Origin of the sequence: Ligilactobacillus sp. LYQ60, from assembly GCF_045033015.1 — a bacterium.
GTDB lineage: Bacteria > Bacillota > Bacilli > Lactobacillales > Lactobacillaceae > Ligilactobacillus.
The window spans coordinates 60,673-85,759 of sequence record NZ_JBJFZV010000004.1; the positions used below are offsets into that span (position 1 = coordinate 60,673).

The following is a 25,087-nucleotide window of genomic DNA, read 5'->3' on the forward strand; positions in this document are numbered from 1 at the left end:
TTGAATAGTCTACCATGTTAATCCTTAACCGACAAGCCCCTGCGGCCGAGAAACGTGGCAATTAACCGGTCAACCATCGCGTTCTGGTGTAACAGACTGTGCTGGGCTAATAGCCCGGTAAACTTATGCTCCTGATACCGCGAAGCCGGCACCAAATGCTGGAGTGCCCGGGCGGAGTTAACCCCCACGGACCCATCAGTATGGGCGTGCAGCTCACCGTAAACGTTCAAAAACCTGGTGGTCGCCGGGATTGCCGCGTGGTTTCGTTGCAAATGCCGGTACCGCGGAGTCTGGTATGTTGGACCAGCTGAGGTCAGCGCATAGTCCTCAATGTGGGCCCAATTCGTCTTACCCGGATCGGTATCGTTAAACGGCGCGGCAATTGTGACCGCTTGTTGAATCACCGGCTCCATGTGGACATTATGAGTTACCAGGTAATGTAACAGGGCAACCCCACCCATTGAGTGGGCAACCACCTGCACTTCTCTCCGCCCAAGGTGATAAAGCGCCCGCAACAATCCCCGCAAATCCGAAACCTGAATCTCTACGGGTCCCCGGTTTTGGACAAACAAAACCTGAACCAAGTCGCTGGTTGCCAGTTCACCCCGAACCCGGGTAATTCGCCCCTGATCAAGCCACACCGTCGCTACCTGAGCGCCCCAGCCGTGTTTCACAAAGCGCCTAATCATCGGGCCAAAAGAAAACCGATTACCCCTATATCCCGGAATAAATAAAACGGGGACCCGCCATTTGCCCGGCTTCACACAGGGCGAAGCATGGTGGCTGAGCCAGTGACTACCGCCGGCAAGCAGGCCCGCACTGCTTAGTCCCTGACCCCATTTCCGTCGTGTCATGGCCACCACCTCTTTTCCCCTTAAATTAAACTAGTTGACCTTATCAACCTGATCGAAATCGAGTTCTGTTGCCGTTTCCCGCCCAAACATATCAATGTTAACCTTTAACTTCATCTTTTCGTGATCAATGGCCGTAATCTTGCCTTCCAGGCCGCTAAACGCGCCGTTAATAATCCGAACGGTATCGCCCACATCCGCCTTGAAGTCAATGTGGCGCGTGGACATTCCGAGCCGCCGTAAAATTAATTGAATTTCATCATCCAGCAGCGGCGCCGGCTTGCTGCCGGATCCGTGCGACCCCACAAACCCGGTGACCCCCGGAGTGTTCCGAACAACGTACCAGGACTGGTCCGTCATAACCATTTCTACCAGAACGTAACCCGGGAAAGTCTTTTCCATTTCAACCTTGTCCTTCCCGTCCTTCAGCTGGTGGTGTTCCTCTTCTTCCGGTACGATTACCCGAAAGATGTAGTCCTGCATCCCCATTGAGGTTGTCCGTGATTCCAGGTTATTCTTAACCTTGTTTTCGTAACCAGAGTACGTGTGCAGAACGTACCACTTCTTTTCGTTTTCTGTTGTCGTCATAAGTAAGCTCCTCTTAAATTCATTAGGGTAAAATAAAAAAACCTTGCCGCAACAAGATTTTTCGCTTCAATCGTATTATACAAAACCGCACGAATCCCCGCAACTAGTGTCGCCTAAAGCGCCCCAACAATCATCTGGGCTGCCCAGTCAACGAGCGCAAAAAATATGATAAACAAAATTGATGACATCACTACGATGTCGGTTGAATGCATTGTCTGCCGGAAGTTCAGCCATGTTGTGTCCTTCATGGTCTGAATAACACCCTTAATAAACTTCATTTCTGCCGTTCCTCCGTTACTTTGTTTCCCGGTGCAGCGTATGCTTCCCGCAGTACCGACAAAACTTCTTAACTTCAAGCCGCTCAACCCGCTGGGGGTTCGCCGCAATCGTATAATTCCGTGAACCACACACGGAGCATGCAAGTGCTACCCGCTTTTGTGCCATGCTGATCACTCCTCACACGTTATCCCTAGCTACCCTATCATAAACGCGGGAAGCGTGTCAATTTCCGGCGCTACCCCCGCCGAGACGTAAACCCCTGGTACATGACGAGTCCTGCTGCCACACTAGCGTTGAGGCTTTGAACGTGCCCGGTCATCGGAATGGTCAGCATTTCATCACACGTTTTTTTAAGAAGGGGGGTAATTCCCCGCCCTTCATTTCCAATTACCACAACGGTTGGCCCCTTCGCTTGCCATTGCCGGAAATCAGTTCCTTCCATATCGGTGCCAAACAACCAACACCCGCGTTCCTTCAGCATCTTCGCCGTCTGCACCATGTTGGTAACACGGGCAACCGGAACGTGTTCGATGGCCCCGGTGGACGTTTTGGCGACCGTGGCTGTGAGTTGAACGGCCCGGCGTTTAGGGATAATAATCCCATGAACCCCGGTTGCATCAGCCGTCCGCAAAATTGAACCGAGGTTGTGTGGATCAACAATCCCATCCAGCATCAACAGGTACGGCGCCTCACCCCGCGCTTCTGCCCGGGCAAACAGGTCATCGACCGTTGCGTATTCGTACGCCGCAATTGCCAACACAACGCCCTGATGGTTTTGCCCCGCCACCAGACAATCAAGCTTCTGCTTCGGCACGGAACTAACAATGATGTGTTGCTGCTTGGCCAGTTGCATCATCGTACGCACCGCATCCGCCTTTAAGTCCGCCTGAACAAACAACTTATTAGCTTCCTGGTGGGCCTTAAGTGCCGTCATAACGGGGTGCCTGCCCATAATAAAGTCCGCTGCCATTACTTTCCCTCCCGTTCAACCGTTTGGATACACCAGTTAGCCAGCTCAGTCAACCGCTCCTGTTGCCCACTTAAAAAGAGGTACCCAAACAACGCTTCAAATCCGGTTGAGATCCGGTAAGTGACCACGTTCGTGTTCTTTGCGGAAGTATGACTCTTAGCATTCCGTCCCCGCCGGTAAAATTCCCGTTCGGTCGTTGTCATCACATTTTCTGCTTCCATCTTATCGATTAAAAACGCCTGTGCCTTGGCCGAAACGTAGTGGGTCGCCCGGTGGTGGAGCTTTGTCGGTTTGCTAATTCCGCTAGCTAGTAGGTGCCGCCGAATATACACTTCATAGATGGCATCCCCGATGTAGGCCAGGGCAATCCCGTTTAACTGTTGATAGTCAACGTCACTCATGCGCGTTTCCACCTCGTTCCCTGGGGAGTATCTTCAAGAATAATCCCCTGTTCCTTCAATTCAGCGCGAATTTGGTCACTCGTCGCAAAATCACGCTGCTTTCTAGCCGCTTCCCGTTTGGCAATCAACGCTTCAATTTGGGCGTCGTCATCCGCCCGCGTCGTTTCAGCTGGGAAAGTAATTCCAAAAATTGCCATTACCGTGGTGAAGTGATCCAATAACAACGTAAGCGTCTCACGGAAAACGTTATTCCGAGCACTGTACGTGTTAAGCACCTTAGCCATTTCGTACGCGACTGCAATTCCGTTTTGCGCGTTGAAATCGTCATCCATCGCTTCCTTAAATTGCGTTTCCAGGGTAACAAACTGTTCCTCAACGCCCGCGTCGTGGCCTGGGTGGGCAGTTGCTAACCGGAAACGAGCGTTTGCCACCGCCGTTCGCAGCTTTGTCAGGTTAGCTTCTGCTTCATGCAGGCTAACTTCACTGTACTGAATTGGATGGCGGTATTGAACAGTAGCAATCAAAAACCGGAGTACCTGCGGGTCGACCTGCTTAAGCAGTTCGTGGACCGTCACAAAGTTGCCGGCCGACTTACTCATCTTCTCGTTTTCCGTACCCACCGTTACAAAACCGTTGTGCATCCAATAACGGGCAAACGGCTTACCGGTAACCGCTTCGCTTTGCGCAATTTCATTTTCGTGGTGCGGAAACTCAAGGTCCTGGCCACCACCATGAATGTCCACCGTGGCCCCTAAGTACTTGGTAGCCATCACCGAACATTCGATGTGCCAACCCGGGCGTCCATTACCCCACGGTGCATCCCAGCTGATCTCGCCGGGCGTTCCCGCTTTCCAAAGAGCAAAGTCGAGTGGATCCTCCTTCTTGTCCTGGTCGCGCGCATCCGTTCGGGCACTTGCGCCCTGCTCAAGGTCGTCGATCGTTTGCCCGGAAAGTTCCCCGTAGTGGGCGAACTTACGGGTGCGGTAATAAACGTCCCCCGCGCTGACATAAGCGTATCCCTTATCAATGAGCTGGTGGATAAAGTCAATGATTGCGGGAATATTTTCGCGAACCCGCGGGTTTCCCGTTGCCCGCTTAACGTTGAGGGCAGCCGTGTCCTCATAAAACGCACTGATGTACTTATCCGTCAATTCATTAACAGTCATTCCCGTTTCCCGACTGGCCTTAATAATCTTATCGTCAACATCGGTAAAATTGGAAACAAACCTAACGGTATACCCGCGGTATTCCAGGTAGCGGCGAATCGTATCAAACGCCACAACACTCCGGGCGTTTCCAATATGAATATAGTTATATACTGTTGGACCACAAACGTACATCAAGACCTCATTTGGATCCCGCGGTGTAAATTGTTCTTTTCGATTTGTGAGCGTGTTATAAATCTGAATCACTGGAATTCCCCCTAACAAAAAGCAGGTATGGCAAAACAAAGAAAACGAGCGTGATGAAAGCAAGAAAGCGAACGAATCACGTAGCAGCGATTTGGCGGCTTTCGAACTCCCATTCAGCTCGTTCAATTGGGAATCCGGTTATTAAGTTAACCAGAACCTTTGTTATCCCCTCTCCGTGGTCCCGCGCCCCGCCTAGTTAATTTCGGCAAGCGTTTGGTCGATGTACTTCAAGACATTGTCCCGCCCAAACAACTCGATGGTCGGCCCAATCTCCGGACCGTGCATGGAGCGGGTGGCCGCAATCCGAATTGGCATGTAGAGCTTCCGCCCCCGCACACCCGTCTCATGCTGAACGTCCCAAATAGCATTTTGAATCTCCGTTGCATCAAACAACGGCATTGTCTCAACACGCTTCTTAAACGCTTCAACTACTAAAGTGGCGTTTTCATCAGCCAGTTCCGCTTGGTCAGCAGCACTTAATTTAGCAGGAATGTTGAAGAAGATATCCGCCATTTCAACAATTTGTCCCATGTAAGACATCTGCCGCTTATACAGGTTAATGAGCTTCCGGGCCCACTCAATCGTCGCAACGTCCGGATCCTCCTTAATTAAGCCGGCTTTAATCAGCTGCTTGAGGGCCAGATCAACCACTGTATCCTCGTTTCCTAACTTGACGTAACGGTTATTGACCCACTCAAGCTTTTTAACGTCAAAGGCCGCTGGCGACTTGCTCAGCCGTTTGTAATCAAACATCTTGATAAACTGCTTGCGCGTAAAGATTTCTGATTCACCCTTGGGTGACCAGCCAAGCAGCGTGATGAAGTTAAACATCGCATCCGGCATGTATCCCAGAGACCGGTACTGTTCGATAAACTGGAGCACCGTCTCGTCCCGCTTACTGAGCTTCTTGCCTGTTTCAGCGTTAATGATTAAGGACATGTGACCGAACTGGGGCGGCTGCCACCCGAAAGCCTCATAAACCACTAGTTGCTTGGGGGTATTGGCAACGTGGTCGTCACCCCGCAGTACGTGGGTAATCTCCATCATGTGGTCATCAACAACAACGGCAAAGTTGTATGTCGGCATCCCATCCCGTTTCTGAATGACAAAGTCGCCCCCGATAGTCTCAGACTTAAAGCTAACGTGACCCTTAACCATGTCATCCCACTCGTAAACTTTATTAGCCGGAACATGAATCCGAATAACCGGTTTCAGTCCCTTGGCCGCACACGCTTCCTGCTTAGCTTTAATTTCAGCGGCGCTCATCCCCGCGTATTCGTATACGTAGCGCGGAGCTTCGCCGTTGGCCTTTTGCTGCTCCCGCTGAGCCTGCAACTCCTCTTCAGTCATGTATGACTTGTAGGCAATTCCCTTGTCAAGCAGTTCTTGAATTAACGGTTGGTAAATTTCCCGCCGTTCAGACTGCCGGTACGGGCCAAAGTCACCCGGCTTATCCGGGCCTTCGTCCCAATCAATCCCCAGCCACTTCAGGTTATTAAGCTGGCTTTTTTCCCCGTCTTGAACGTTTCGCTTCGTATCAGTATCCTCAATCCGAATTACAAACGTTCCGTTATTATGCCGGGCAAATAAGTAATTGAACAGGGCTGTCCGGGCATTCCCGATGTGAAGATGTCCTGTCGGGCTCGGTGCGTACCGCACACGAATTTTTTGTGGTTGTTCCGCTTCTGCCAAAATGAGCGCCTCTTTCTTCGTAATAATCTCACAGTAGGCGGGGCACCCCCGCCTACCAGTCTTCTCAATTCTACAATGCTCCCCTACGTTCCGCAACTACTGCTGGTTAACAGCTCCACTGGCCTGTTGGTCATTATCCTGGGATGCAGGTGCCTTTTCATCCTGTTTTTGGGTCGACTGTTTTTGGATGACCCCACTGGACTGCTCATCACCGGCCGTTGACTGATCCTGAGCCGCGGATGAACTTTGCACTTCGGATGAACTTGCCGTTGAACTAGCCGCACTTACCCCACTATTTTGATCCTCCTGACTCTTTTCGGTAGAAGCATCCTTTGTCGGATTGTGCCGTAAGATATAAACGTTAACGGCGTGCACGATCATCTTCCAGAGCCGTTCAAAGAAATTCATGTGGGCGTTCTTCCAGTCATTGGCGTTAATCATGTTTCCGTTTTGGTTGTTAGCCACGTTGTGTTGGACGTTTTTAATCGTATTAACAACCGTGCTGGTCTTCGCAACCGGGGCATGCTCAAAGTTAACCAGGGCCTGGACAATCTGAGCGATCGCCGACTGCGGAGTTTCCCCGGCAATTCCCTGCTTTTGCAGCTGCTTCATTAACATACTCTGAATCTCAGCGGCGGAATCCATCTTGCCATTCTGCCGGTCCTGCGCCACCTGCTGGGCAACGGCCAAGACCGCCTGGACTAGTTTTCCGGAGTACTGGGAATCACCCTGGTTAGCCTGAACAGCGGGTTGGGTGGCCTGCAACAAGCCGTTTGCTGCCGTTGTGTTCTTACTGTTCAGTTGAATGCCGTCAACCGCGAGGGCCTTGTACACCCCAGTTAAAGCAGACGTCCCAGAAACCGACGTGTTTGCCGTTACTACAATGTTCATATCCTTTACTCCGGCACAAGCCGCTGCCATGGCGTACTGCTGGGGGGTTACCTGGGTAATGTTGTCCTTACCGTCAAAGTCCTTGATGGAGACGTTAATGCCCGTTCCCGGATCAGCCGGCTGAAGGGCCACTGAACTAATCATGGCTGAGTCCGTCGTTGCCTGCCCATTACCCACGTACTGGCCATAGTCCTGCCCCGTCGCCGTCAGGTTCGTGAAGTTAGCGGCGCTACTATTCCCTGCCAGAACCTGGGCAACCTGTTGCCGCTCACTATCAGATAAGCCCGCCCCAAAGACCATGTATGGCTTGCTGAGCTGCTTGGTTTGAACGGATTGGCCCCCATTATTAAAAGTGGGTGCACTCTGGTTTGACTGCTGTGTCGTGGTCAAAGAATTAGCGTTATCCCCCGTTACGTCATCAGCACACGCCACCGGTGTTGCGGCTAAGAGTGCTAACCCCACCATACTTGCTGTCATTAACTTGTTTAACTTCATGTTTATCCTCCTAATTCTTTTCCCGGAGCTCCCGCTTCGAGTGCGTTGGTTTGGCAAAAATCATCCGGCCGGCATCGGTCTGTAAGGCGCTTGTGACCTCCACTTCAATGGTCTTATTCATGTAATACCGCCCGTCTTCAACCACAATCATCGTTCCATCATCCAGGTACGCAACCCCCTGGTGGCGTTCGGTTCCGTTCTTAATCACCATGACAGTCAGCTTCTCCCCCGGAATCACCCGCGGCTTAAGTGCTTTCGCCAATGCGTTAATGTTAAGAACCTCAACGTTCTGGAACTCACAGACCTTATTGAGATTATAGTCGTTTGTGACGATCACTGCATCCATCATCTTTGCTAACTTAATTAACTTGCTGTCAACTTCTTGGATGTCCGGGAAATCACCCTCATACATTTTTACCGGCACGTCATTTTCCTTCCGGAGTTTGTTTAAAATATCCAGTCCGCGCCGGCCCCGAACCCGTTTGATACTATCGCCCGCATCCGCAATGTATTGCAACTCATACAATACAAAGTTAGGGACCACTAAGACCCCTTCAATAAAGCCAGTCTTTACGAGGTCATAAATTCGCCCGTCAATCAGAATGTTGGTGTCCAAAAGCTTATACTTATGGAAATGATCGTCCACCTTCCGTTCAAGGACGTCCCCCGCCGGCCGATCCCGGTGCATCAGCCGCTTAAAGAAGGCCGGATCAAGGTCACCAAACTTGTTGCGCCCAAACACGTACCCGGCATACCCAAACAACAGCATCAAAATCACCGGTAACACCGTGTTCATAAAGAATAAGTGGGAGTGAGAAAACAAGCTAGAAACCAGCGCCGCAATCAACATTCCTACAATCACCGATAGGGAGATGGCTGCAATGGCCGCTGGATTCTGCTGGGTAAGCCGCTTCTCAACCCGGGCCAGCATCCGGTCAACCAGGTTACCAAACACCACCATCATTAACCCCATCACAACCAGCCCAATCAGCATGTCTGTTAGGGGGTTGTTAATCACAGGCTGATAAATACCGCCGAGTTGCCACAGATATGGTAAAAACGTGTACCCGCCCCCCAAACCAAGGAGGGCAAATACAATCATAATGATTTTCTTGCGCACATTAATGCACCTCAATTCCTACTTATTGAAAACTATCCGGAGCGCATCGTTAATTGTTGCCACCCCAACACATTTAATTCTAGCGGGCGGCGTCCAATCCCGCAGGTTATTTTGCGGGAGAATCACCCGCTTAAACCCGAGTTTAGCCGCCTCGTTAACCCGCTCTTCAATCCGGTTAACCCGGCGGATTTCTCCGGTCAACCCGACTTCGCCGATAAAGCAATCGGTCGCCGCCGTCTCGACGTCCCGGTAACTTGACGCGATGCTAACCGCCAGGGCCAGATCAATTGCTGGCTCGTCCAGCTTCACCCCACCGGCTGCTTTCAGGTAAGCGTCCTGGTTTTGAAGCAACATCCCCGCCCGTTTTTCCAGAACGGCCATGATAAGGGCTACCCGGTTATGGTTAAGCCCCGTCGTGGTTCGCTTGGCATTTCCAAAGGCTGTTGGGGTTACCAACGCCTGAAGTTCAACCAAGATTGGGCGGGTTCCCTCTAAGGAGACGACCACGGCCGAGCCAGTGGCCCCGCGAAGCCGCTCTTCCAAGAAAATCTCGGAGGGGTTGGCCACTTCACGGAGCCCACCAGTTCGCATCTCAAAAATCCCAATCTCATTGGTCGAGCCAAACCGGTTTTTGACCGCCCGAAGAATCCGGTAACTCCGATGAAGGTCCCCTTCAAAGTACAGCACGGTATCAACCATGTGTTCCAGAATCTTCGGCCCGGCAAGCGCCCCTTCCTTAGTTACGTGGCCGACAATAAAAATCGTGATTCCGTTTTCCTTCGCAATCCGCATCAGGTCGGCGGTCACCTCCCGGATCTGGGAAACGCTGCCGACCGCCGCGGTCATATCCGGTTCCTGCATCGTTTGCACGGAATCAATCACTACAAAATCCGGGTGAAGGCTGGCAATATTTTCCTTAATTGCCCCCATGTCCGTCTCAGGGTACAGGTAAAACTGGTCGCCGCCAACTCCTAACCGGTCAGCCCGCATTTTAATCTGAACGGCACTTTCTTCCCCGGAAACGTACAGCACCTTCTGCTTCGTTTCTGCGAGCTGGCCAGATACCTGTAGCAAAAGCGTGGATTTTCCGATACCAGGATCACCCCCAATGAGGACGAGTGATCCCGGAACGATGCCCCCGCCCAGAACACGGTTCAACTCAGCAAGCTGCGTTTTAATTCGTGGGGTTTCCGTCGTTGTAACCTGTCCGATTAGTTCTGGCTTAATGGTGCGTCCTGCCATTGTACGGTGCGCCACCGCTGCCTGGTGGGATTCCGGGTGATCCACCTCTTCAACGAGGGTATTCCATTCACCACAGTTCGGACACCGTCCGAGATACCGCGGCGACACGTACCCGCACTTTTGGCAAACGTACTTCGTCTTTGCCTTGGCCACCAGACCGCCTCCCTTCTCCGCTTTGTGTTTTAGTTACTTACCACTACTTCCGAACCCACCCGTGCGCTTGGCTAACGGTGTTTGTTCGTCATCCGCCCGCAGGTACGGCATGAAAATTGCCTGGGCAATCCGTTCCCCCTGCTTAACGTGGTAGTCACGAACGCCAAAATTTAACAGCTGAACAAACAACTCACCCTCATTGTTGGGGTTGTTGTAGTAGTCCGCATCCACCACCCCAATGCCGTTAGGGAGGATCAATCCCCGCTTCAACGGGCCACTTGATCGGTCGGCAATGAGGACAAACTCATCATCCTGCATATACGCCTTTACGCCGGTTGGCACCAGGTATGGTTTTAAGACCGCCCACGCATCATCCAGCGCAGCGTCCGTAACGGTGTTCTCCCGGCGCAAAGCAGCCAACACCTTCAAAAAGGGACGCCGCCAAATACTCGGAAGCGTAAAGTCCCGCGCCGCAAACAAGTCATAACCCGCTGCGTGCTGCGTTGCCCGGACCGGTAAATGGACGTCTTGTGGGTCGTACGAACTAACCCGTTCAAATCCTCGTTTCATCGTTTTCCTCCATTTTATATAAGTACATTCATCTTACCACTAAGTCCTGGTTCCGAGTAGTATTCCTTGTAGGGGAATCCCCCATAAAAAATGGTATAATAGCGCATGGAATGGAGGCGGTAAATTTGAAGTATGAATGGCGAAGCACGCGGGTGCGGTGCCTGGATGATCAAGGACAGCGCGTCGGTGAAATCGGCTGGCACATGATTGATGATGACCAGACCTATGTAATTGAGCGCACGTGGGTTGATCCCAACCACCGCGGATCAACTATCGCAGCTAAGATGACTAAGAAGCTACTCGACAAGATCGCCGCGGAACATAAGAAATTCATTCCGTTGTGCAGTTTTACGGAGCACTTCTTGGATAAGGAACCGCAGTACCGCAAGGCGGCCTACTATCCACACGACGAGGAGGAATTTTAGATGACGCAGGATGAGTTAAAGCAGATGGTGGGGCAAAAGTCCGTTGAATTCATTGAGGACGGCATGATTGTCGGCCTTGGAACCGGAAGTACCTCTACATATATGGTGGCCGCTCTTGGAAAGCGAATCGCCAACGAAGACCTCCACATCACGGGAGTAACAACGTCAAAGCGAACGGCAAACCAGGCTAAACAGCTTGGAATTCCGCTAAAATCTATTAATGACGTCGACCACATTGACCTCACCATTGATGGCGCTGATGAGATTGATAAGGACTTCCAGGGGATCAAGGGCGGGGGCGCTTCCCTCCTCTTTGAAAAGATTGTGGCCACCAATTCAGACCGAAACATCTGGATTGTTGACGAGGGTAAGATGCGCCAGCAGCTGGGCAGCTTCCCACTAGCAGTTGAGGTGATCCCATACGGGAGCCAACAGCTCTTTAACAAGTTTAGCGCCCGGGGATTAAACCCAGTATTTCGACGGGATGAGACCGGCGACTTTGCCCGAACGGATTCAAATAACTGGATCATCGACCTGCACGTTAATCCAATCACCGATCCGTACGGCCTGCAAGACTACCTGATCAACCAGGTCGGGGTTGTTGAACAAGGTCTCTTCTTGGACGTCGTAAATACAATCATCGTAGGCCATCCGGCCGGACCGGAAATTATTCACGCCCGGAAATAAAAGGAGTACAATGAAAGTATTATTAGAGAAAGGATAGAATTTTCATGAGTAAATCAATTAGTACTGATGAACTAGGGCGGTTCCGGGATAACCTCCAAAACCGGAAAGACGCCGCGGTCATTGCCCGCAGCGTGGCGAAGAACGGAATTCTTGCCTCCGCAACGGACTACAAGGCTGCAACTAAGATGGAGCCGGTCTTCTCCATTGACCTGGATACCGGAAAAGTGGCCGACCAAAAACGGTCGGGCCGGTGCTGGATGTTTGCCTGCCTCAACACGATGCGGCACGCTATCCGGGAAGAATACAAGGTGGCCGATAACTTTGAACTTTCCCAGAATTACACGTTCTTCTGGGACAAGCTGGAGAAAGCCAACTACTTCTACGAAAACGTGCTGAAAACAGCGGACCTGCCGACCAGCGACCGGAAAGTAGCCTGGCTGATGACTACGCCCCAGCAGGACGGCGGCCAGTGGGACATGATCATGGCCATCATCGAAAAGTACGGGGTTGTGCCGCAGAGCGTAATGCCGGAAACGGTTAATTCATCCAACTCAACGGAAATCAACGACATGTTAAACCTGAAGCTGCGCAAGGACGCCGTTGAACTGCGGGAAATGGTTGCCGCCAACGCTACGGATGACGACATTGCGACCCGCAAGGAAAAGATGCTGACGGAAGTTTACCGGATGCTGGCCTACAGTTTCGGTGAGCCACCAACAACCTTTGACTTCGAGTACCGCGACAAGGACAACAACTTCCACCGCGACACCAACCTGACGCCAAAGAAGTTCTTCGACAAGTACGTTGGTTGGAACCTGAGCGACTACGTTTCCATTATTAACGGGCCAACCAAGGACAAGCCGTATAACCACATGTACACGGTCGAAATGCTCGGGAACGTAGTCGGTGGCCGGGAAGTGCGGCACTTGAACGTGGACATGCACGAGTTCCGGAAGATCGCCATCAAGCAGCTCGAAGCTGGCGAAAGTGTTTGGTTTGGTTGCGACGTCGGCAAGGAATCCGACCGCAAGAAGGGAATCATGGATACCAACCTCTACCACCAGGACGAACTCTTTGACGTGGACTTCTCCATGTCCAAAGCAGACCGGTTGGACTACTGTCAGAGCCTTATGACCCACGCCATGGTACTCACCGGTGTGGACCTGGTCGACGGCGAGCCAACCAAGTGGAAGGTTGAAAATTCCTGGGGTGACAAGGTCGGCACAAAGGGCTTCTTTGTCATGAGCAACGACTGGATGGAAGAATACTGCTACCAGGTGGTTGTTAACAAGAAGTACTTGCCGGACGAACTCAAGCAGGTTCTCAACGAAGAACCAACGATGCTGAAGCCATGGGATCCAATGGGATCACTGGCATAACAGCATAGTTAAATAGGATATTAAACAACGCAGCGGACGAGATGGTTCGCTGCGTTGTTTTCTTATTTTAACCGGGATGCCTCAGTATGAAGCTTTTCGGTGAGAGCGTCCGCCTAGTTGCCTAAACTAACAGCACTGATCTGCTCGCCAACACTTTCAACCCTTCCACCCAAGTGACTTGCCTGCTGCTTCATTTTCCCGCAAAGTGCGTTAACCCGGGCTTCAACCTGCTCGTCCGGTCATCTTACGTGAAAGGCATGATGAAAGAACGCACTTGCATTCTAATGTGATAGAATACTGTTAGTAATTTTAAGGAGGCGCTAAAATGACAACTTCTACCAAATCCACGACCATCCGCTTTGATAAAAGCGTTTTGAATCTAATCCATAAACAAGCCGCTTTAGACGGTGAATCACCCACCGAATACATGCGGGATGCAGTTTTAGAAAAACTTGCAGATAGTTTGGATTATCAGGACGCTGTTCGTAATATGCAGGCCTCCCACGGAGAAACCGTTTCACGGGATGACGTGAAAAAACAATTAGGACTGCAATAATGAAATTTACATGGGAATTTGACCGAAAAGCCTTTAAAGACTTCCAGAAGGAACTGGATAAACCTGTTCAACGGCGAATTATTGCGTGGCTTGATTCACACATTGAAGGAAGCGATAATCCCCGCCCCTGGGGAAAAGCGTTAGAAGGCAAACTCGGAACACTGTGGTGTTATCGGGTCGGAAGCTACCGGGTCATTGCGGATATTCGAGATAACATCTTTACCGTCGTCGTAGTCAAAGCAGGGAAACGGAGTGATGTTTACAAACGCTAATTTGTTAATTATGAGTAATCCTTATCGTTTGAACAGGTAAAACCCAAGAAATCAACCATGGAACATCAGCAAAGTTCCTGTGCAGTAATTGCTGACAATAACAAAATAAAGTACACGGGGGTGAATAACATGGTAGTGGCATTGACCCAAAGCGATTTTAAAGCGCACATAAAAAACATTTAGACCGAGTTAACGATGAGGACAAAACCATATATATTGCACGAGCAAATAGCCGCGGCGTTGCGGTAATCTCCCAGGAAAAAATGTACTGGGTGGAAAAGGCCCTTCAAGCAAAGGAGGATTAGTTGGACTATGCAGTAGCGCGGAACCAGCTAATTCAGCGTCATGTTTTACCTGATGATCCAATTATTGCGGCCGATGACGCCTACTGGGAGCAATTTAAATAAAGCGATTAAAGTTCAGGCCCCGAGCAATTTTTAACGTCGGCTTAAAACGGCTTGGTCGGTTAAAACCCACCATTGTTAATGAAGTTAAGGCTGCAGTGAATGAAATCCTTGAAACCTGAACTCTACCAGCCAAAATGGAGACCACCCCATTTCCACCTAGTTTGCCGGAATCACCGTTGCTCCCAAACAATCCTTAAAATGTGCCAGCGCCCACTCCTGACCATGCGGCGTAAAGGTTGCTACGCCTGCTTCCGGAACAGTCAACCGGTAATTCAGGTTGTACGCATAAATTGCAGTGTGAAGCACACAAATATCCGTACAAACACCCGTCAACCATAATTCCGTGATACTGCGTTCCCGCAGGTAATTGTCGAGGTTTGTGTTTTGAAAGGCCGAATACCGGTTCTTCGCAAACTGCCACACCCGACTACTTTCTTGATGCGTTGTGTACCATGATGCCAATTTTCCGTACAACTCATGTCCCCAACTTCCCGCCAGGTTATGCTCGGGAAACAACTGATGTTCAGGGTGAAACTGATCGTTTGGTTGGTGCGTATCTGTTGGAAGCAAAACGTAGTCACCTGCTTCTAAGAACTGATCCGCCAGTTGAATAATTGTTGGCTCAATTTTCTGCGCAGGTTCCCCACACGTCAGCGCCCCGTTGGCCGCTACAAAATCGTTTGTATAATCAATAATTAACAGTGCCTTTGTCATGAGTTAGTTACTCCTTTCCTAATGACATGGAAAACGCCATTAAGTTAGCGTCCTCTTTAGGATTCATCATTTAACGTCGCCTAAATTTAACACCTAATACCAGTTAAATTCAATGGTTACCGGATAAAGTTCGCAATTCACCCGAACGATTCCCAATTAAAAGGGTATTTATCACATTATTATGCGGATTATTGTTGATAATTTTTTTGTTAACAGCTAGAATGTTCGTTGTAAATTTATAATTTATGGAGGACTATTCATGCACTGGTTAACTGATTTAATGGCCGCAATCGGGGTCGTCCTTAACGGAATTCCCCAGGGAATTATGGCGATGGGATTAGGATTTGCTGTTTTCCCAACCACGTTTTCGTTTGTTTTAGTGGCCGGGATCAACTTTTTCTGCAAGTCCGTTGCTCCCGTTTCGTTTCAGGCAGAGTCCCTTGCCCTAACAAGTGATGTTGGCCGCAATCCCCGCGAATTTACATCAATTATTTTTGGTGGATCCGTCATCATGCTAATTATTGGGCTCACAGGAACACTAACCAAAATTGTTCATTTCCTTGGCACACACATCGTAACCGGTATGATGGCTGGGGTAGGACTTATGCTCGTTAAAATTGCACTTGAAATGGCCAAGCCAACAGAAGACGACGCTAGAAGCTTTACCCCCTGGATCTCGATTATTGTCGCCATCATTACATACCTTATTTCCAAAGATTTAGTTTGGACGATTTGTTTATCCGTAATTCTTTCCAGTCTCTACGCCATTTTTATTGAACACTATCATGCTGACCTCCCTGCTAGTGTTACCCGGCGTAAATTTATGTTCACCAAACCCATTTTCAACCAACGAACAATTCGGGGCGCCCTAAGCCTTGCTTGCCTTAACATTGGCGCTAACCTATCGTACGGCCTTATTACTGGCCAGATGACGGGCATTAAGCCTAACCCCGTTAACCTCAACCTGTTAACCAGCTCGCAGGCTTTCGCCGACATGGGGACTAGCCTTCTTGGTGGTGCTCCCGTTGAAACAATCATTTCAGCAACGGCTAATGCTCCCGAACCAGTGATTGCTGGTTGCCTAATGATGTTAATCATGGCCGTCATCCTGCTTATCGGTCTTCTTCCTAAAATTGGCCGGTACGTTCCCAGTTCTTCAATCGCTGGCTTCCTCCTGGTTTTAGGACTCTTCGTCACTTTCCCAAGTAACGCCATCACCGCCTTACACGGGGGAAACTGCCTCGTCGCCGCGACTGCAATCATCGTTACTGGTTTAGTGGATCCGTTTGCTGGTTTAGTTTCAAGCGCGGCACTTCAGGCTATTCTTGGAATCTTATAATAAGGAGACTATCTTATGGAATGCAAACTAAACGTTGCTGGTTTAACCCGCGACCTTCCCATTATTAAAATTAACGCGACCACTGCGATTGCTTCTTTTGTTTTACTCGGTGATGATGAATTATCAGCTGCGGCTGCTAAGGCCATTCTTCCCCAGCTGCCCCAGCAGTTTGATTTTATCGTCACGGTTGAAAGTAAGGGGATTCCGTTTGCGCACGACCTTGCCCTCTATTCTAAGCACACCCCGTCCATTGTTATCCGCAAATCCGTTAAAGCGTACATGGATTCACCCGTCGTAACAAGCGTTAATTCAATTACGACGCAGCACCCCCAACAACTTGTCCTGGACGGCACCATTGCTAGCCAACTACGGGGAAAACGAGTAGTTATTGCTGACGACGTCATTAGCACCGGAAACTCATTACGGGCAGTAGAAGAACTGATGACCCGAGTAGGCGCCCAAGTTGTCGGCCGGGTCGCTATTTTAGCAGAAGGAGCGGCTGCTCAACGTACAGACATTCACTTTTTATCCCCGCTCCCACTGTTTAATTTAGACGGGACGGAAAAACAATAACCACTATTTCAATTACAAAAAGAGGCCTAAGTGTAATCACACCTAGGCCTCTTTTTGTAATTAAATTATTTCTATCATTAAGGTCACGTTATCCTACTTAGTCACTTTAACTGAATTGCTGTCCGCTTTCTGGACGGCGACCCCTTCGTGAATTAAGAACACACAGGCAGCCCCAACAATCAAGGCAATTCCCCCGATCATCAACATTGCTGGCTGGTAGTGCCGCACTAACGGGAAAATAGCAAAGCTCAATACCGAAGCCAAGATTTGCGGTACGCAGATTCCAACGTTAAATAATCCTAGGTACGCCCCTTCATTTTCACCGTTTAAAGATGACGTTAAAAGCGTAAACGGAACGGTACTTAACGTAAAGCTCCATATTCCCGACAAAACCGCCGCTCCAATGTCAAGCCACTTGTTAGTGACCACCGCTTCAGCAATCAAAGCAATTGCCCCTAAGATCGTTCCAAACGCATACCACTGTTTCCGGTGACTTGGCTTGGTCTTTGCATAAAAAATGCCGTAGATTACACCAGCAATACTGGACACCGCCGTCATTACTCCGTACCAGTTCCCTGCAGCCTGGTAAGAAGCCGTCACGGGGTTTGCCGTATGCCATACCCGCCGGGCAATTGTTCCCGTCGTGTAAGTCCAAGTATACATCGTCGCAAACCACGAAAATAATTGAACCAAATTAATCGTCCAAAAGGCCTTCGGGGCTGTCTTTACCAGATGCCACAGACTAACACTGTTTTGCTTCTTCTGAATATCAATTCCGTGGTACTTGGCGTACGTAGCTGGATCATACTCATGTACGCTAAAGACCGTCGCAAAGCACGTTACCAGTAAAAGTGCCGCCGATACCAGATACGCCCAAATAACCGAATTAGGAACAACCCCCTTTTTAGCCGTGTTCGACATTCCAAACATCGTAAAGACAAATGGCAGCAACGTTGCTAAAATTCCCCCAGCATTTGAAAATACCTGTTGCCATGACCACGCAAAGTTCTTCTGCTTATTGTTAACCATATCACCGACAATCATCCGGAATGGTTGCATGCAAACATTTGAAAATAAATCCATAAAGCAAATCGCAAACATTGCGTAAATCATTGCCAGTAATGAACCATAACCAAAGCCAAATGATCCCGAAAACGGCAACATGATTAGTACCAGTGCAGCCAATGGTGCTCCAAACAGTAAGTATGGCATCCGCCGTCCAAACCGGTTCCACGTCCGGTCAGAATACTTCCCCAGTAACGGCTGCACAATCATCCCCATTAGGGGTGGAAAAATGAAGAAAAAGCCTAAGTTATTGGGGTTTGCCCCGATCGTTTGGCAAATCCGACTCATTTGAGAGCTTTGCAGGGAAAACGCCATATTAATTCCCATAAAGCCAAACGTCATCGCTAAAATTGTTCGCTTCGGTAAATCTGGCATGTTTGTATCAACATTGACCGTTTTTGTGTCCTTATTGCTCATTATCCTCAACCTCCTTTTTTATAACCGGTAAACCTTTGCTTCATACGGCCGCAATACTTCGCCTTGATCATCGTTATAATTGCTGATCAACAGTTCAGCTCCCTGCGGCCCAGCATAATCGCGGGTCACCTCCCTTGCCGTATAATTCGTAACTACAAGTAACCGCGTGTGCCCGTCATCACGGGTATAAGCAAAGACCGCATCATCCGTTTCGTTTCCCGTAACCAGTGCATAATCACCATCCGTAATGACTGGAAAGGTATGCCGCAGCTCAATTAGTCGCTGATAGTAGTAGAAAACTGAATTCCGATCAGCAAGCGCTGCCGCCGCATTAATCTGTAAATAATTAGGGTTAACCGCTAACCACGGTGTATGTGAACTAAACCCGGCGTTTGGCCCATCATTCCACTGCATCGGCGTTCGGGCGTTATCCCGCGAGTGTTCTTGCAAGTAACGCATCATCGTGGTGCCATCAACGAGGTGTTGTTCATCAACTAATTGATGATAGGCATTAATCGACTCAAGGTCGTTATACTCCGCCAACCTATTAAACCGAACATTTGTCATGCCCAGTTCTTCGCCTTCAAAAATGTACGGGGTCCCCTGCATCATGTGAAGCATGGTTGCCAGCATCTTCGCCGACCGTAACCGAAACTCTTCGGTCTGGTCGTTTCCAAACCGCGAAACCACCCGCGGCTGGTCATGATTATTCCAGTACAGTGAGTTCCACGCCGTTCCCATCAACGCTGTTTGCCATTTACTCAGATTAGCCCGTAGCGCTCTGAGCGGAACCTTTTTGAGACTCCATTTCCCTAGGGCAGGATCCTCACTCTTATCCAACTCCATGTGTTCAAACTGAAACACCATGTTAAGTTCCCGCTCATCAAGGTTGGCGTATGCGCGCGCATCGGTCGGCGTTACGTCAGGGGTTTCGCCGACCGTAACCATCCGGTGCTTTCCCATCACGTTTGCGTGCATCTCCTGGAGAAATTCGTGCACCCGCGGACCGTTTGCCACGTTGGCATTCCCGTACAGCGCATTCGTACTTTGCGGACCGTTTGGAAGTCCGGCGGGTTTAGAAATAAGGTTAATTACATCCATTCGGAACCCATCAACCCCCTTAGCAACCCACCAGTTCATCATGTCATAAACTGAATGACGCACGGCTGGATTTTCCCAGTTCAAATCCGGCTGTTCAGGAGCAAATAAATGCAAGTAGTATTCATCGGTTTGCTGGTCGTACTTCCATGCTGGTCCAGAGAAGTACGATCCCCAGTTGTTCGGGGCGTGTCCATTCTTTCCGGGCCGCCACACGTAGTAATCCCGGTATTTATTTGTTTTACTTTGACGGGCCTGCTTAAACCATTCGTGCTGGTCGGACGTGTGATTCACCACCAAATCCATTACCAGTTTCATTCCCCGCGCATGGAGTGCCGTCACTAGTTCTTTAAAATCAGTCATCGTCCCAAAATCAGGGTTAATTGCCTGATAATCACTAATATCGTACCCATTGTCAACCTGCGGTGACGAGTATATTGGATTAAGCCACAGGATATCCACTCCCAACTTTTGGAGGTAATCTAACCGTTGGATAATTCCCTGAAGGTCACCAATTCCATCCCCATTACTATCCTGAAAACTCTTCGGATAAATTTGGTAAACAACTGCGTTTTTCCACCAATGGTTATTCTTCATCTTCGGCTTCCTCCTTCACAACAACGTACTGGTCCTGACCGGCATACCGGAACCGCTGAATTCCCATCATCGTTTCGACAGTAATCTTCTGGTAACACGGTCTATACCCGTGGTGTTTGAGTTTAACCGTGGCCTGGCCAGCCGTTACCGTAACCCGATACAGATTATATTCACCTTTCTGATACTGGAAATCACACCCATTATCCTGGTAATGGGTCGTTGCCCCATCATTTCCAAAAACCCGGAACTTCATTTGCTTATCAGGAGCAGCAGCAACGTGCATCGTGACGCACCCCCACGGAATAATGGCGTTTTTCCGAACAAATAGTGGTAGGCAATCCAACGGCGCATCCACCACAATATCCTGGTTGCCGGCATATTCCCGGTTGTTCCAAAAATCAATCCATACCCCCGCCGGCAAATAAACTAAGCGCCGGCGTTGCGCCTTAACTACAACCGGTGCAACCAAGATGTCATCACCAACCATGTACTCATCGTTAACGTTTGCCGCCCGTTCATCATCCGGGTAATTTAAAATTACCGGCCGCATTACCGGCAACCCAGTTTCCTGGTGGTACGCAAAAAGGTCATACAGGTACGGGATAAACCGGTACCGTAACCGGACGTACTGCCGGTATATTCGAAGCGTCTGGTCATCAAACGCCCACGGCTCCTGATGCCGCGTTCCTAATTCACTGTGATTACGGTATAACGGACTAAATAATGCAGCCTCAACCCACCGAACCAAAAGTTCAGGCGTTGTATCAGAGGCAAAGCCCCCAATATCCGTTCCACAAAACGGGAACCCACTGAGCCCTAGGTTACATAATTGCGGAATTGCCCACTGCAGGTGCGGCCAAATACTCCGGTTATCACCGGTCCACACGGTCGAATACTTCTGAGTTCCGGCATAGGCCGCCCGGGTAATAACAAACGGTCGCTTCCCGGTGGCGTCCTTTATTCCTTCATAAGTTGCCCGTGACATGTTATGCCCGTACACGTTATGAACCTGTCGTTGGGGGACGGTCGTATCCTCATCCGTACATTCCAAGTCAAGCGGCAACGGGCCGTTGAATGATGCGGGTTCGTTCATGTCGTTCCACGTTCCAGCAACCCCTAAGTCTGTAAGAAACCGCTGCTTTTGTCCCCACCACCGGCGCACACCAGGGTTCCCGAAGTCCGGAAAGACCGCATCTCCCGGCCAAACAGTATTTACGTACGGGCTCCCGTCATGATCCCGAATAAAGTAATGACGTTCTTTTCCTTCCTTATAGACCGAATACCGTTCATCCTTCTTAACGCCCGCATCAATAATCGTAACAAGCCGGTAACCCTTCCGTTTCATAGCTGCCACAAACGCCCGGGGGCCCTCAGGGTACTTCCTTTGATCCCACGTGAAATCCCTGTACCCGTCCATGTAATCAATATCAAGGTGAATAGCGTCACACGGGATCTTATGCTTGGTTAACCCGTCCGCGACCGCCATCACTTCCGCTGCACTTCTGCTGTATCCCCACCGGGATTGCTGGTATCCTAACGTCCACTTCTGAGGAAGCGGGGTATGCCCGGTTAACCGGGTATAGTTCGCGACAACTTCCTTTAGCGTTGCTCCCCCTAAGAGGTAATAATCGAGGTTGCCTTCATCCGCAGAGTAGTAATAATACGCTGGGTTTTCCCGGCCAAAGTCAAAGTGGCTTCGGTTTGGATTATCAAAGAAAAGGCCCACCGGACGGCCGTGATCCAAACTAAACATCACCGGGATTGACTTATACAAATTAGGTTGAATTTCCAATTGGGGGGCAGAAAAATCTACGTTCCAGTTATCGTATGCATACCCCCGCTTATCCAGGTAGCCCGTTTTATCACCAAGCCCGTAGAAATGCGCCGTGGGCGATAATTGTTTAATAACGGTGATTGCTGCTTCTTGCGGAGCCTGAGCACCAAGCGAATGACCCTCACCGGCGATAAGTTTTCGGTGTTCCCGATCAACTTCATCCAACCCTTGCGGGGCCCGCTTCCCCCGGTAATCAACGGCAAGGGCATTCCCCGCAACGTCATACACATCAACGTGCCCCGATTCGTCAACTTTAAGCACCAACTTAGCCGTCCGTAATTCCGTTACTTCTTTGTCACGGGTTACGCTCACCGTTGTTTTCTCCCACGGCACAGTCGTAATTGCCTTAGAATGGGAGGGGTATCCCCGATCCTGAAAGACGTGAATTATTCCGGGCGAAATCACCGTAATGGTCATCCCACTAATAGAAAAGGTCTGCTGTTGTTGCCAATCTAACATGTTAATCACCCTCCTACTAACTGCATTCGCTTCGCCCTTAATATAACTCTTATCGTAAACGTTTACAACACTGTTTTTACAAAAAGGTAAACGTTTACATATAAAGGGAATCAGATCTCCGCTTTTCGCGTTATAATAACTTTTAGATCTACCACGGAGGAACATGGTTATGAAACCGACAATTAAAGACATCGCTGCCCGAGCCGGCGTTTCCATTGCGTCAGTGTCCCGCATTCTTGCTAACAAAACCGGTTCGTTTAACGTCAAAACAGGCGAACGTGTCCGGCAAATTGCCCAGGAAATGGGTTACCAGCGAAATGAAACCGCTGCAACCTTAGTACGCCAGCAATCCAACGTAATTGCGGTCATCATTAATAACACCCCTACGCCGTTTGCGGCCCAAGTCATTCATGGCATCCAGCACCAGGCGAATGCCGCTGAAAAGCGGGTCATTATGCTTTCAGCTGGCGATAACAACACACACCTGCAGCACCAGGCAATTCAAACCGCACTACAACGCACCGTTACCGCCATTATCCTAGTCGGTGTATTCCCGGATGATCAGAGTACGGCCCTACTTACAGCCGCCCACGTTCCGTTTTGTTTTGCGGCCACCAGGCTACCCGCATACCCCTTTGTTAGCTCCGATGATTACTGGATTGCCTACCAGGCAGCCAACTATCTCATTGAGCTTGGTCACCGGCGCCTCGCCCTTGTAGGAATTGACCAGGGGCCAACGGGAACGCAACGTCAGGCTGGTTTCCAGAGTGCCCTTACTAATGCAAAAATTGATATCCCTCCGGTAATCATAAATGGTGATTATGGGCGAAAGGTGGGCATTACCGCCCTCCCCGCCCTTAAAAGCCATAGTGTTTCCGCCGTTGTAGCCGGGAGTGACATGGTTGGTGCGGGAATCATCCAGGCAGCCCATCACGAAGGCTTACACCTCCCTGACGACCTATCCATCATTTGCATCGACGGGACCTACATTTGCGAGCTAACTACCCCCCAACTCACGAGCGTAACCCAAAACTTTGCGCAGATTGGGGCGGCCGCCGTAGACCGGGTGCTCAACCACACCGCAGTAACTAATATTCCAACGGTAGTTACTCCCAGGGAAAGCGTGAAACGGATAAGGAAATAAACCAATACAGCCGATAATAATCCCCCTAAGTCTCGGACCTCATCTCAGACTTAGGGGGATTTCTCTAATATCAATTTTAATTTCGTTCTAGCACCGTCACACTTTCCACGTGCACCGTCTGTGGAAACTGGTCGACCGGCTGAATTGGCGCACTCACCCGGTATCCTGCCTGCATGAACTGCTGTAAGTCACGCACCAGCGTCGCCGGGTTACAGCTAACGTACACCACCCGCTGCGGTGCCATTTGGGCAATGCTTGCGATTAAGTCCGGTGTCAGACCCTTTCGCGGTGGGTCAACGAAGATTACGTCTGGGCAAATTCCCTGGTCCACCCACTTGGCCATCCATTCCTGGGCGGTTCCCACGGCAAACGTCGCGTTGGTAATCCCGTTTAGTTCTGCGTTTTGTCGCGCATCCTTAATCGCCTCCGGGACAATCTCCACTCCGTAGACGTGCTTAACATGGCGGGCCACCGTCAAAGTAATCGTCCCGATACCGCAGTAGGCATCGACTGCCGTCATTTCCGGCGTAAGGTGCGCCCGTTCAACGGCCGTCGCGTAAAGGCGCTCGGTTTGTTGCGGGTTTACCTGGTAAAACGACTGGGCAGACACCGCAAACCGGACCCCGTTTAACTCATCAGTAATCGTTGGTTGCCCGGCTAACACCGTCGTCGTTTCTCCCATGATAACATTTGTCCGCTTTGGATTAACGTTGTGCATGACCCCCACAACGTCCGGACACTGCTGCATAATCTGAGTGGCAATCTCCTGGGCGTGGGGTAGTTTCCGGGAACGGGTTACCAGCACTACCATTACTTCGTGCGAATAGTATCCCCGGCGCACCATAATATGCCGCAATTCCCCGCGATGATGCTCCTCATCATATGCTGTGACCCCGTACAGATCACATACCGTGCACACCACCTGCAAAACCGCGTCAATCCGTTCATCTTGGATCCCGTAGTCCGTGACCGGCACAAACTGGTGACTCCGTTGACGGTAAAAACCCGTTTGTAAGTGTCTGTGCACCGCTCGGACCGGAACCTGGGCCTTATTGCGGTAGTGCCACGGATCGTCCATCCCCATCACGGGCGCAACTTCAATCTTTAGGTGCGCTTTTTGTAGCAGGTCCGTGATGAGTTTGCGTTTAAACCGGAGCTGCGCGGCATAACAAAGGTGGGCTAACGGAGCAATTCCGGTCTGCGTGAGGACCTTATTGGGCGCAGCTATCCGGTCTGGGCTGGTGGTTTCCCACCGGACTACCCGCGCATACCCGAAGTTTTTTTGCACCTTCGTAACGTGGATGACCACCCGCTCTGCGGGAAGCGCCCCCGTCACAAAGAGCGGGTACCCCGTCACTTTAGCAACCCCTAATCCCTGATACGTCAAATCGGTAATGGTCACGGTAAGTTCATCGTTTTTCTTTACTGGCGCGTGCTGCTTCACCGTTTTTTCCTCC

The 25,087-nt window shown here is 50.2% G+C and carries 25 protein-coding genes and 1 pseudogene; 9 read left to right on the top strand and 17 right to left on the bottom strand.

Going from position 1 to position 25,087, the window contains the following annotated elements:
• Window positions 1-17: 17 nt before the first annotated feature.
• From ACI3EZ_RS04940 to ACI3EZ_RS04995, 12 genes are all read right to left on the bottom strand, one after another.
• Entirely contained in the window at window positions 18-854 is an 837-nt protein-coding gene (locus ACI3EZ_RS04940) for an alpha/beta hydrolase (protein ID WP_405024347.1), read from the bottom strand.
• 30 nt (window positions 855-884) lie between these two features.
• Entirely contained in the window at window positions 885-1,439 is a 555-nt protein-coding gene (gene nusG / locus ACI3EZ_RS04945; protein WP_405024346.1) for a transcription termination/antitermination protein NusG, read from the bottom strand.
• A 113-nt stretch (window positions 1,440-1,552) separates the two neighbouring features.
• Complete coding sequence (gene secE, locus ACI3EZ_RS04950) at window positions 1,553-1,717, bottom strand: preprotein translocase subunit SecE (RefSeq protein WP_405024345.1); 165 nt, start codon at window positions 1,715-1,717, stop codon at window positions 1,553-1,555.
• A gap of 16 nt (window positions 1,718-1,733) precedes the next feature.
• Complete coding sequence (gene rpmG / locus ACI3EZ_RS04955; protein ID WP_283582109.1) at window positions 1,734-1,883, bottom strand: 50S ribosomal protein L33; 150 nt, start codon at window positions 1,881-1,883, stop codon at window positions 1,734-1,736.
• 70 nt (window positions 1,884-1,953) lie between these two features.
• Window positions 1,954-2,688, bottom strand: a complete 735-nt coding sequence (gene rlmB / locus ACI3EZ_RS04960) for a 23S rRNA (guanosine(2251)-2'-O)-methyltransferase RlmB (protein ID WP_405025737.1) — start codon at window positions 2,686-2,688, stop codon at window positions 1,954-1,956.
• Entirely contained in the window at window positions 2,688-3,089 is a 402-nt protein-coding gene (locus tag ACI3EZ_RS04965) for a Mini-ribonuclease 3 (protein ID WP_405024343.1), read from the bottom strand. Before ACI3EZ_RS04965 ends, rlmB begins: the two co-directional genes overlap by 1 nt.
• Window positions 3,086-4,501, bottom strand: a complete 1,416-nt coding sequence (gene cysS, locus ACI3EZ_RS04970; RefSeq protein WP_405025738.1) for a cysteine--tRNA ligase — start codon at window positions 4,499-4,501, stop codon at window positions 3,086-3,088. Before cysS ends, ACI3EZ_RS04965 begins: the two co-directional genes overlap by 4 nt.
• A gap of 192 nt (window positions 4,502-4,693) precedes the next feature.
• The gene (gene gltX, locus ACI3EZ_RS04975) at window positions 4,694-6,193 is read right to left on the bottom strand and encodes a glutamate--tRNA ligase (protein WP_405025739.1); all 1,500 of its coding nucleotides are present in this window, start codon (window positions 6,191-6,193) and stop codon (window positions 4,694-4,696) included.
• A gap of 96 nt (window positions 6,194-6,289) precedes the next feature.
• Complete coding sequence (locus tag ACI3EZ_RS04980) at window positions 6,290-7,579, bottom strand: DUF1002 domain-containing protein (RefSeq protein ID WP_405024340.1); 1,290 nt, start codon at window positions 7,577-7,579, stop codon at window positions 6,290-6,292.
• Window positions 7,580-7,589: 10 nt separating this feature from the next.
• Window positions 7,590-8,699 (bottom strand): PIN/TRAM domain-containing protein, encoded by a 1,110-nt coding sequence (locus tag ACI3EZ_RS04985; protein WP_405024339.1) that lies wholly within the window; start codon window positions 8,697-8,699, stop codon window positions 7,590-7,592.
• 18 nt (window positions 8,700-8,717) lie between these two features.
• On the bottom strand, window positions 8,718-10,094 hold the full coding sequence (radA, locus tag ACI3EZ_RS04990) for a DNA repair protein RadA (RefSeq protein WP_405025740.1): 1,377 nt from the start codon (window positions 10,092-10,094) through the stop codon (window positions 8,718-8,720).
• Window positions 10,095-10,127: 33 nt separating this feature from the next.
• The gene (locus ACI3EZ_RS04995; RefSeq protein ID WP_405024337.1) at window positions 10,128-10,664 is read right to left on the bottom strand and encodes a dUTP diphosphatase; all 537 of its coding nucleotides are present in this window, start codon (window positions 10,662-10,664) and stop codon (window positions 10,128-10,130) included.
• A gap of 125 nt (window positions 10,665-10,789) precedes the next feature.
• Between ACI3EZ_RS04995 and ACI3EZ_RS05000 the strand changes: the two genes are divergently transcribed.
• The 6 genes and pseudogenes from ACI3EZ_RS05000 (at window position 10,790) to ACI3EZ_RS05025 (ending at window position 14,390) form a co-directional block, all read left to right on the top strand.
• Window positions 10,790-11,089: a GNAT family N-acetyltransferase gene (locus ACI3EZ_RS05000; protein ID WP_405025741.1), complete on the top strand. Its 300-nt coding sequence runs from the start codon at window positions 10,790-10,792 to the stop codon at window positions 11,087-11,089.
• Window positions 11,090-11,776: a ribose-5-phosphate isomerase RpiA gene (rpiA, locus tag ACI3EZ_RS05005; protein WP_405024335.1), complete on the top strand. Its 687-nt coding sequence runs from the start codon at window positions 11,090-11,092 to the stop codon at window positions 11,774-11,776.
• A gap of 44 nt (window positions 11,777-11,820) precedes the next feature.
• Entirely contained in the window at window positions 11,821-13,155 is a 1,335-nt protein-coding gene (locus ACI3EZ_RS05010; RefSeq protein ID WP_405025742.1) for an aminopeptidase C, read from the top strand.
• Window positions 13,156-13,480: 325 nt separating this feature from the next.
• Window positions 13,481-13,711 carry a DUF6290 family protein gene (locus ACI3EZ_RS05015; protein ID WP_405024330.1) on the top strand — a complete coding sequence of 77 codons (231 nt, stop codon included), beginning with the start codon at window positions 13,481-13,483 and terminating at the stop codon, window positions 13,709-13,711.
• Entirely contained in the window at window positions 13,711-13,983 is a 273-nt protein-coding gene (locus ACI3EZ_RS05020) for a type II toxin-antitoxin system RelE/ParE family toxin (protein ID WP_405024329.1), read from the top strand. Before ACI3EZ_RS05015 ends, ACI3EZ_RS05020 begins: the two co-directional genes overlap by 1 nt.
• A gap of 129 nt (window positions 13,984-14,112) precedes the next feature.
• Window positions 14,113-14,390, top strand: a pseudogene (locus ACI3EZ_RS05025) (type II toxin-antitoxin system Phd/YefM family antitoxin).
• A gap of 156 nt (window positions 14,391-14,546) precedes the next feature.
• Here the strand turns inward: ACI3EZ_RS05025 and ACI3EZ_RS05030 are convergent.
• The gene (locus ACI3EZ_RS05030) at window positions 14,547-15,104 is read right to left on the bottom strand and encodes a cysteine hydrolase family protein (protein ID WP_405024328.1); all 558 of its coding nucleotides are present in this window, start codon (window positions 15,102-15,104) and stop codon (window positions 14,547-14,549) included.
• A gap of 259 nt (window positions 15,105-15,363) precedes the next feature.
• Between ACI3EZ_RS05030 and ACI3EZ_RS05035 the strand changes: the two genes are divergently transcribed.
• Window positions 15,364-16,443 carry an NCS2 family permease gene (locus ACI3EZ_RS05035; RefSeq protein ID WP_405024327.1) on the top strand — a complete coding sequence of 360 codons (1,080 nt, stop codon included), beginning with the start codon at window positions 15,364-15,366 and terminating at the stop codon, window positions 16,441-16,443.
• Window positions 16,444-16,458: 15 nt separating this feature from the next.
• A complete protein-coding gene (locus ACI3EZ_RS05040; RefSeq protein ID WP_405025743.1) occupies window positions 16,459-17,016 on the top strand; it encodes a phosphoribosyltransferase family protein in 558 nt (185 codons plus the stop codon).
• A gap of 93 nt (window positions 17,017-17,109) precedes the next feature.
• Here the strand turns inward: ACI3EZ_RS05040 and ACI3EZ_RS05045 are convergent, their stop codons facing one another.
• Genes ACI3EZ_RS05045 through ACI3EZ_RS05055 form a run of 3 tightly spaced genes read right to left on the bottom strand, consistent with a single transcriptional unit; the run spans window position 17,110 to window position 22,486 of the window.
• Window positions 17,110-18,498, bottom strand: coding sequence for an SLC45 family MFS transporter (locus ACI3EZ_RS05045; protein WP_405024325.1), 1,389 nt, complete (start codon window positions 18,496-18,498; stop codon window positions 17,110-17,112).
• 18 nt (window positions 18,499-18,516) lie between these two features.
• Window positions 18,517-20,193, bottom strand: a complete 1,677-nt coding sequence (locus ACI3EZ_RS05050) for an alpha-glucosidase (RefSeq protein ID WP_405025744.1) — start codon at window positions 20,191-20,193, stop codon at window positions 18,517-18,519.
• Entirely contained in the window at window positions 20,183-22,486 is a 2,304-nt protein-coding gene (locus ACI3EZ_RS05055) for a glycoside hydrolase family 31 protein (RefSeq protein WP_405025745.1), read from the bottom strand. The genes ACI3EZ_RS05050 and ACI3EZ_RS05055 overlap by 11 nt, the downstream gene beginning before the upstream one ends.
• A 169-nt stretch (window positions 22,487-22,655) precedes the next feature.
• Here ACI3EZ_RS05055 and ACI3EZ_RS05060 point away from each other — a divergent pair, with 169 nt between their 5' ends.
• Window positions 22,656-23,630, top strand: coding sequence for a LacI family DNA-binding transcriptional regulator (locus tag ACI3EZ_RS05060; protein ID WP_405025746.1), 975 nt, complete (start codon window positions 22,656-22,658; stop codon window positions 23,628-23,630).
• Window positions 23,631-23,706: 76 nt separating this feature from the next.
• Here ACI3EZ_RS05060 and rlmD read toward each other — a convergent pair whose 3' ends face one another.
• Window positions 23,707-25,074 (bottom strand): 23S rRNA (uracil(1939)-C(5))-methyltransferase RlmD, encoded by a 1,368-nt coding sequence (gene rlmD, locus ACI3EZ_RS05065; RefSeq protein WP_405025747.1) that lies wholly within the window; start codon window positions 25,072-25,074, stop codon window positions 23,707-23,709.
• Window positions 25,075-25,087: the final 13 nt, after the last annotated feature.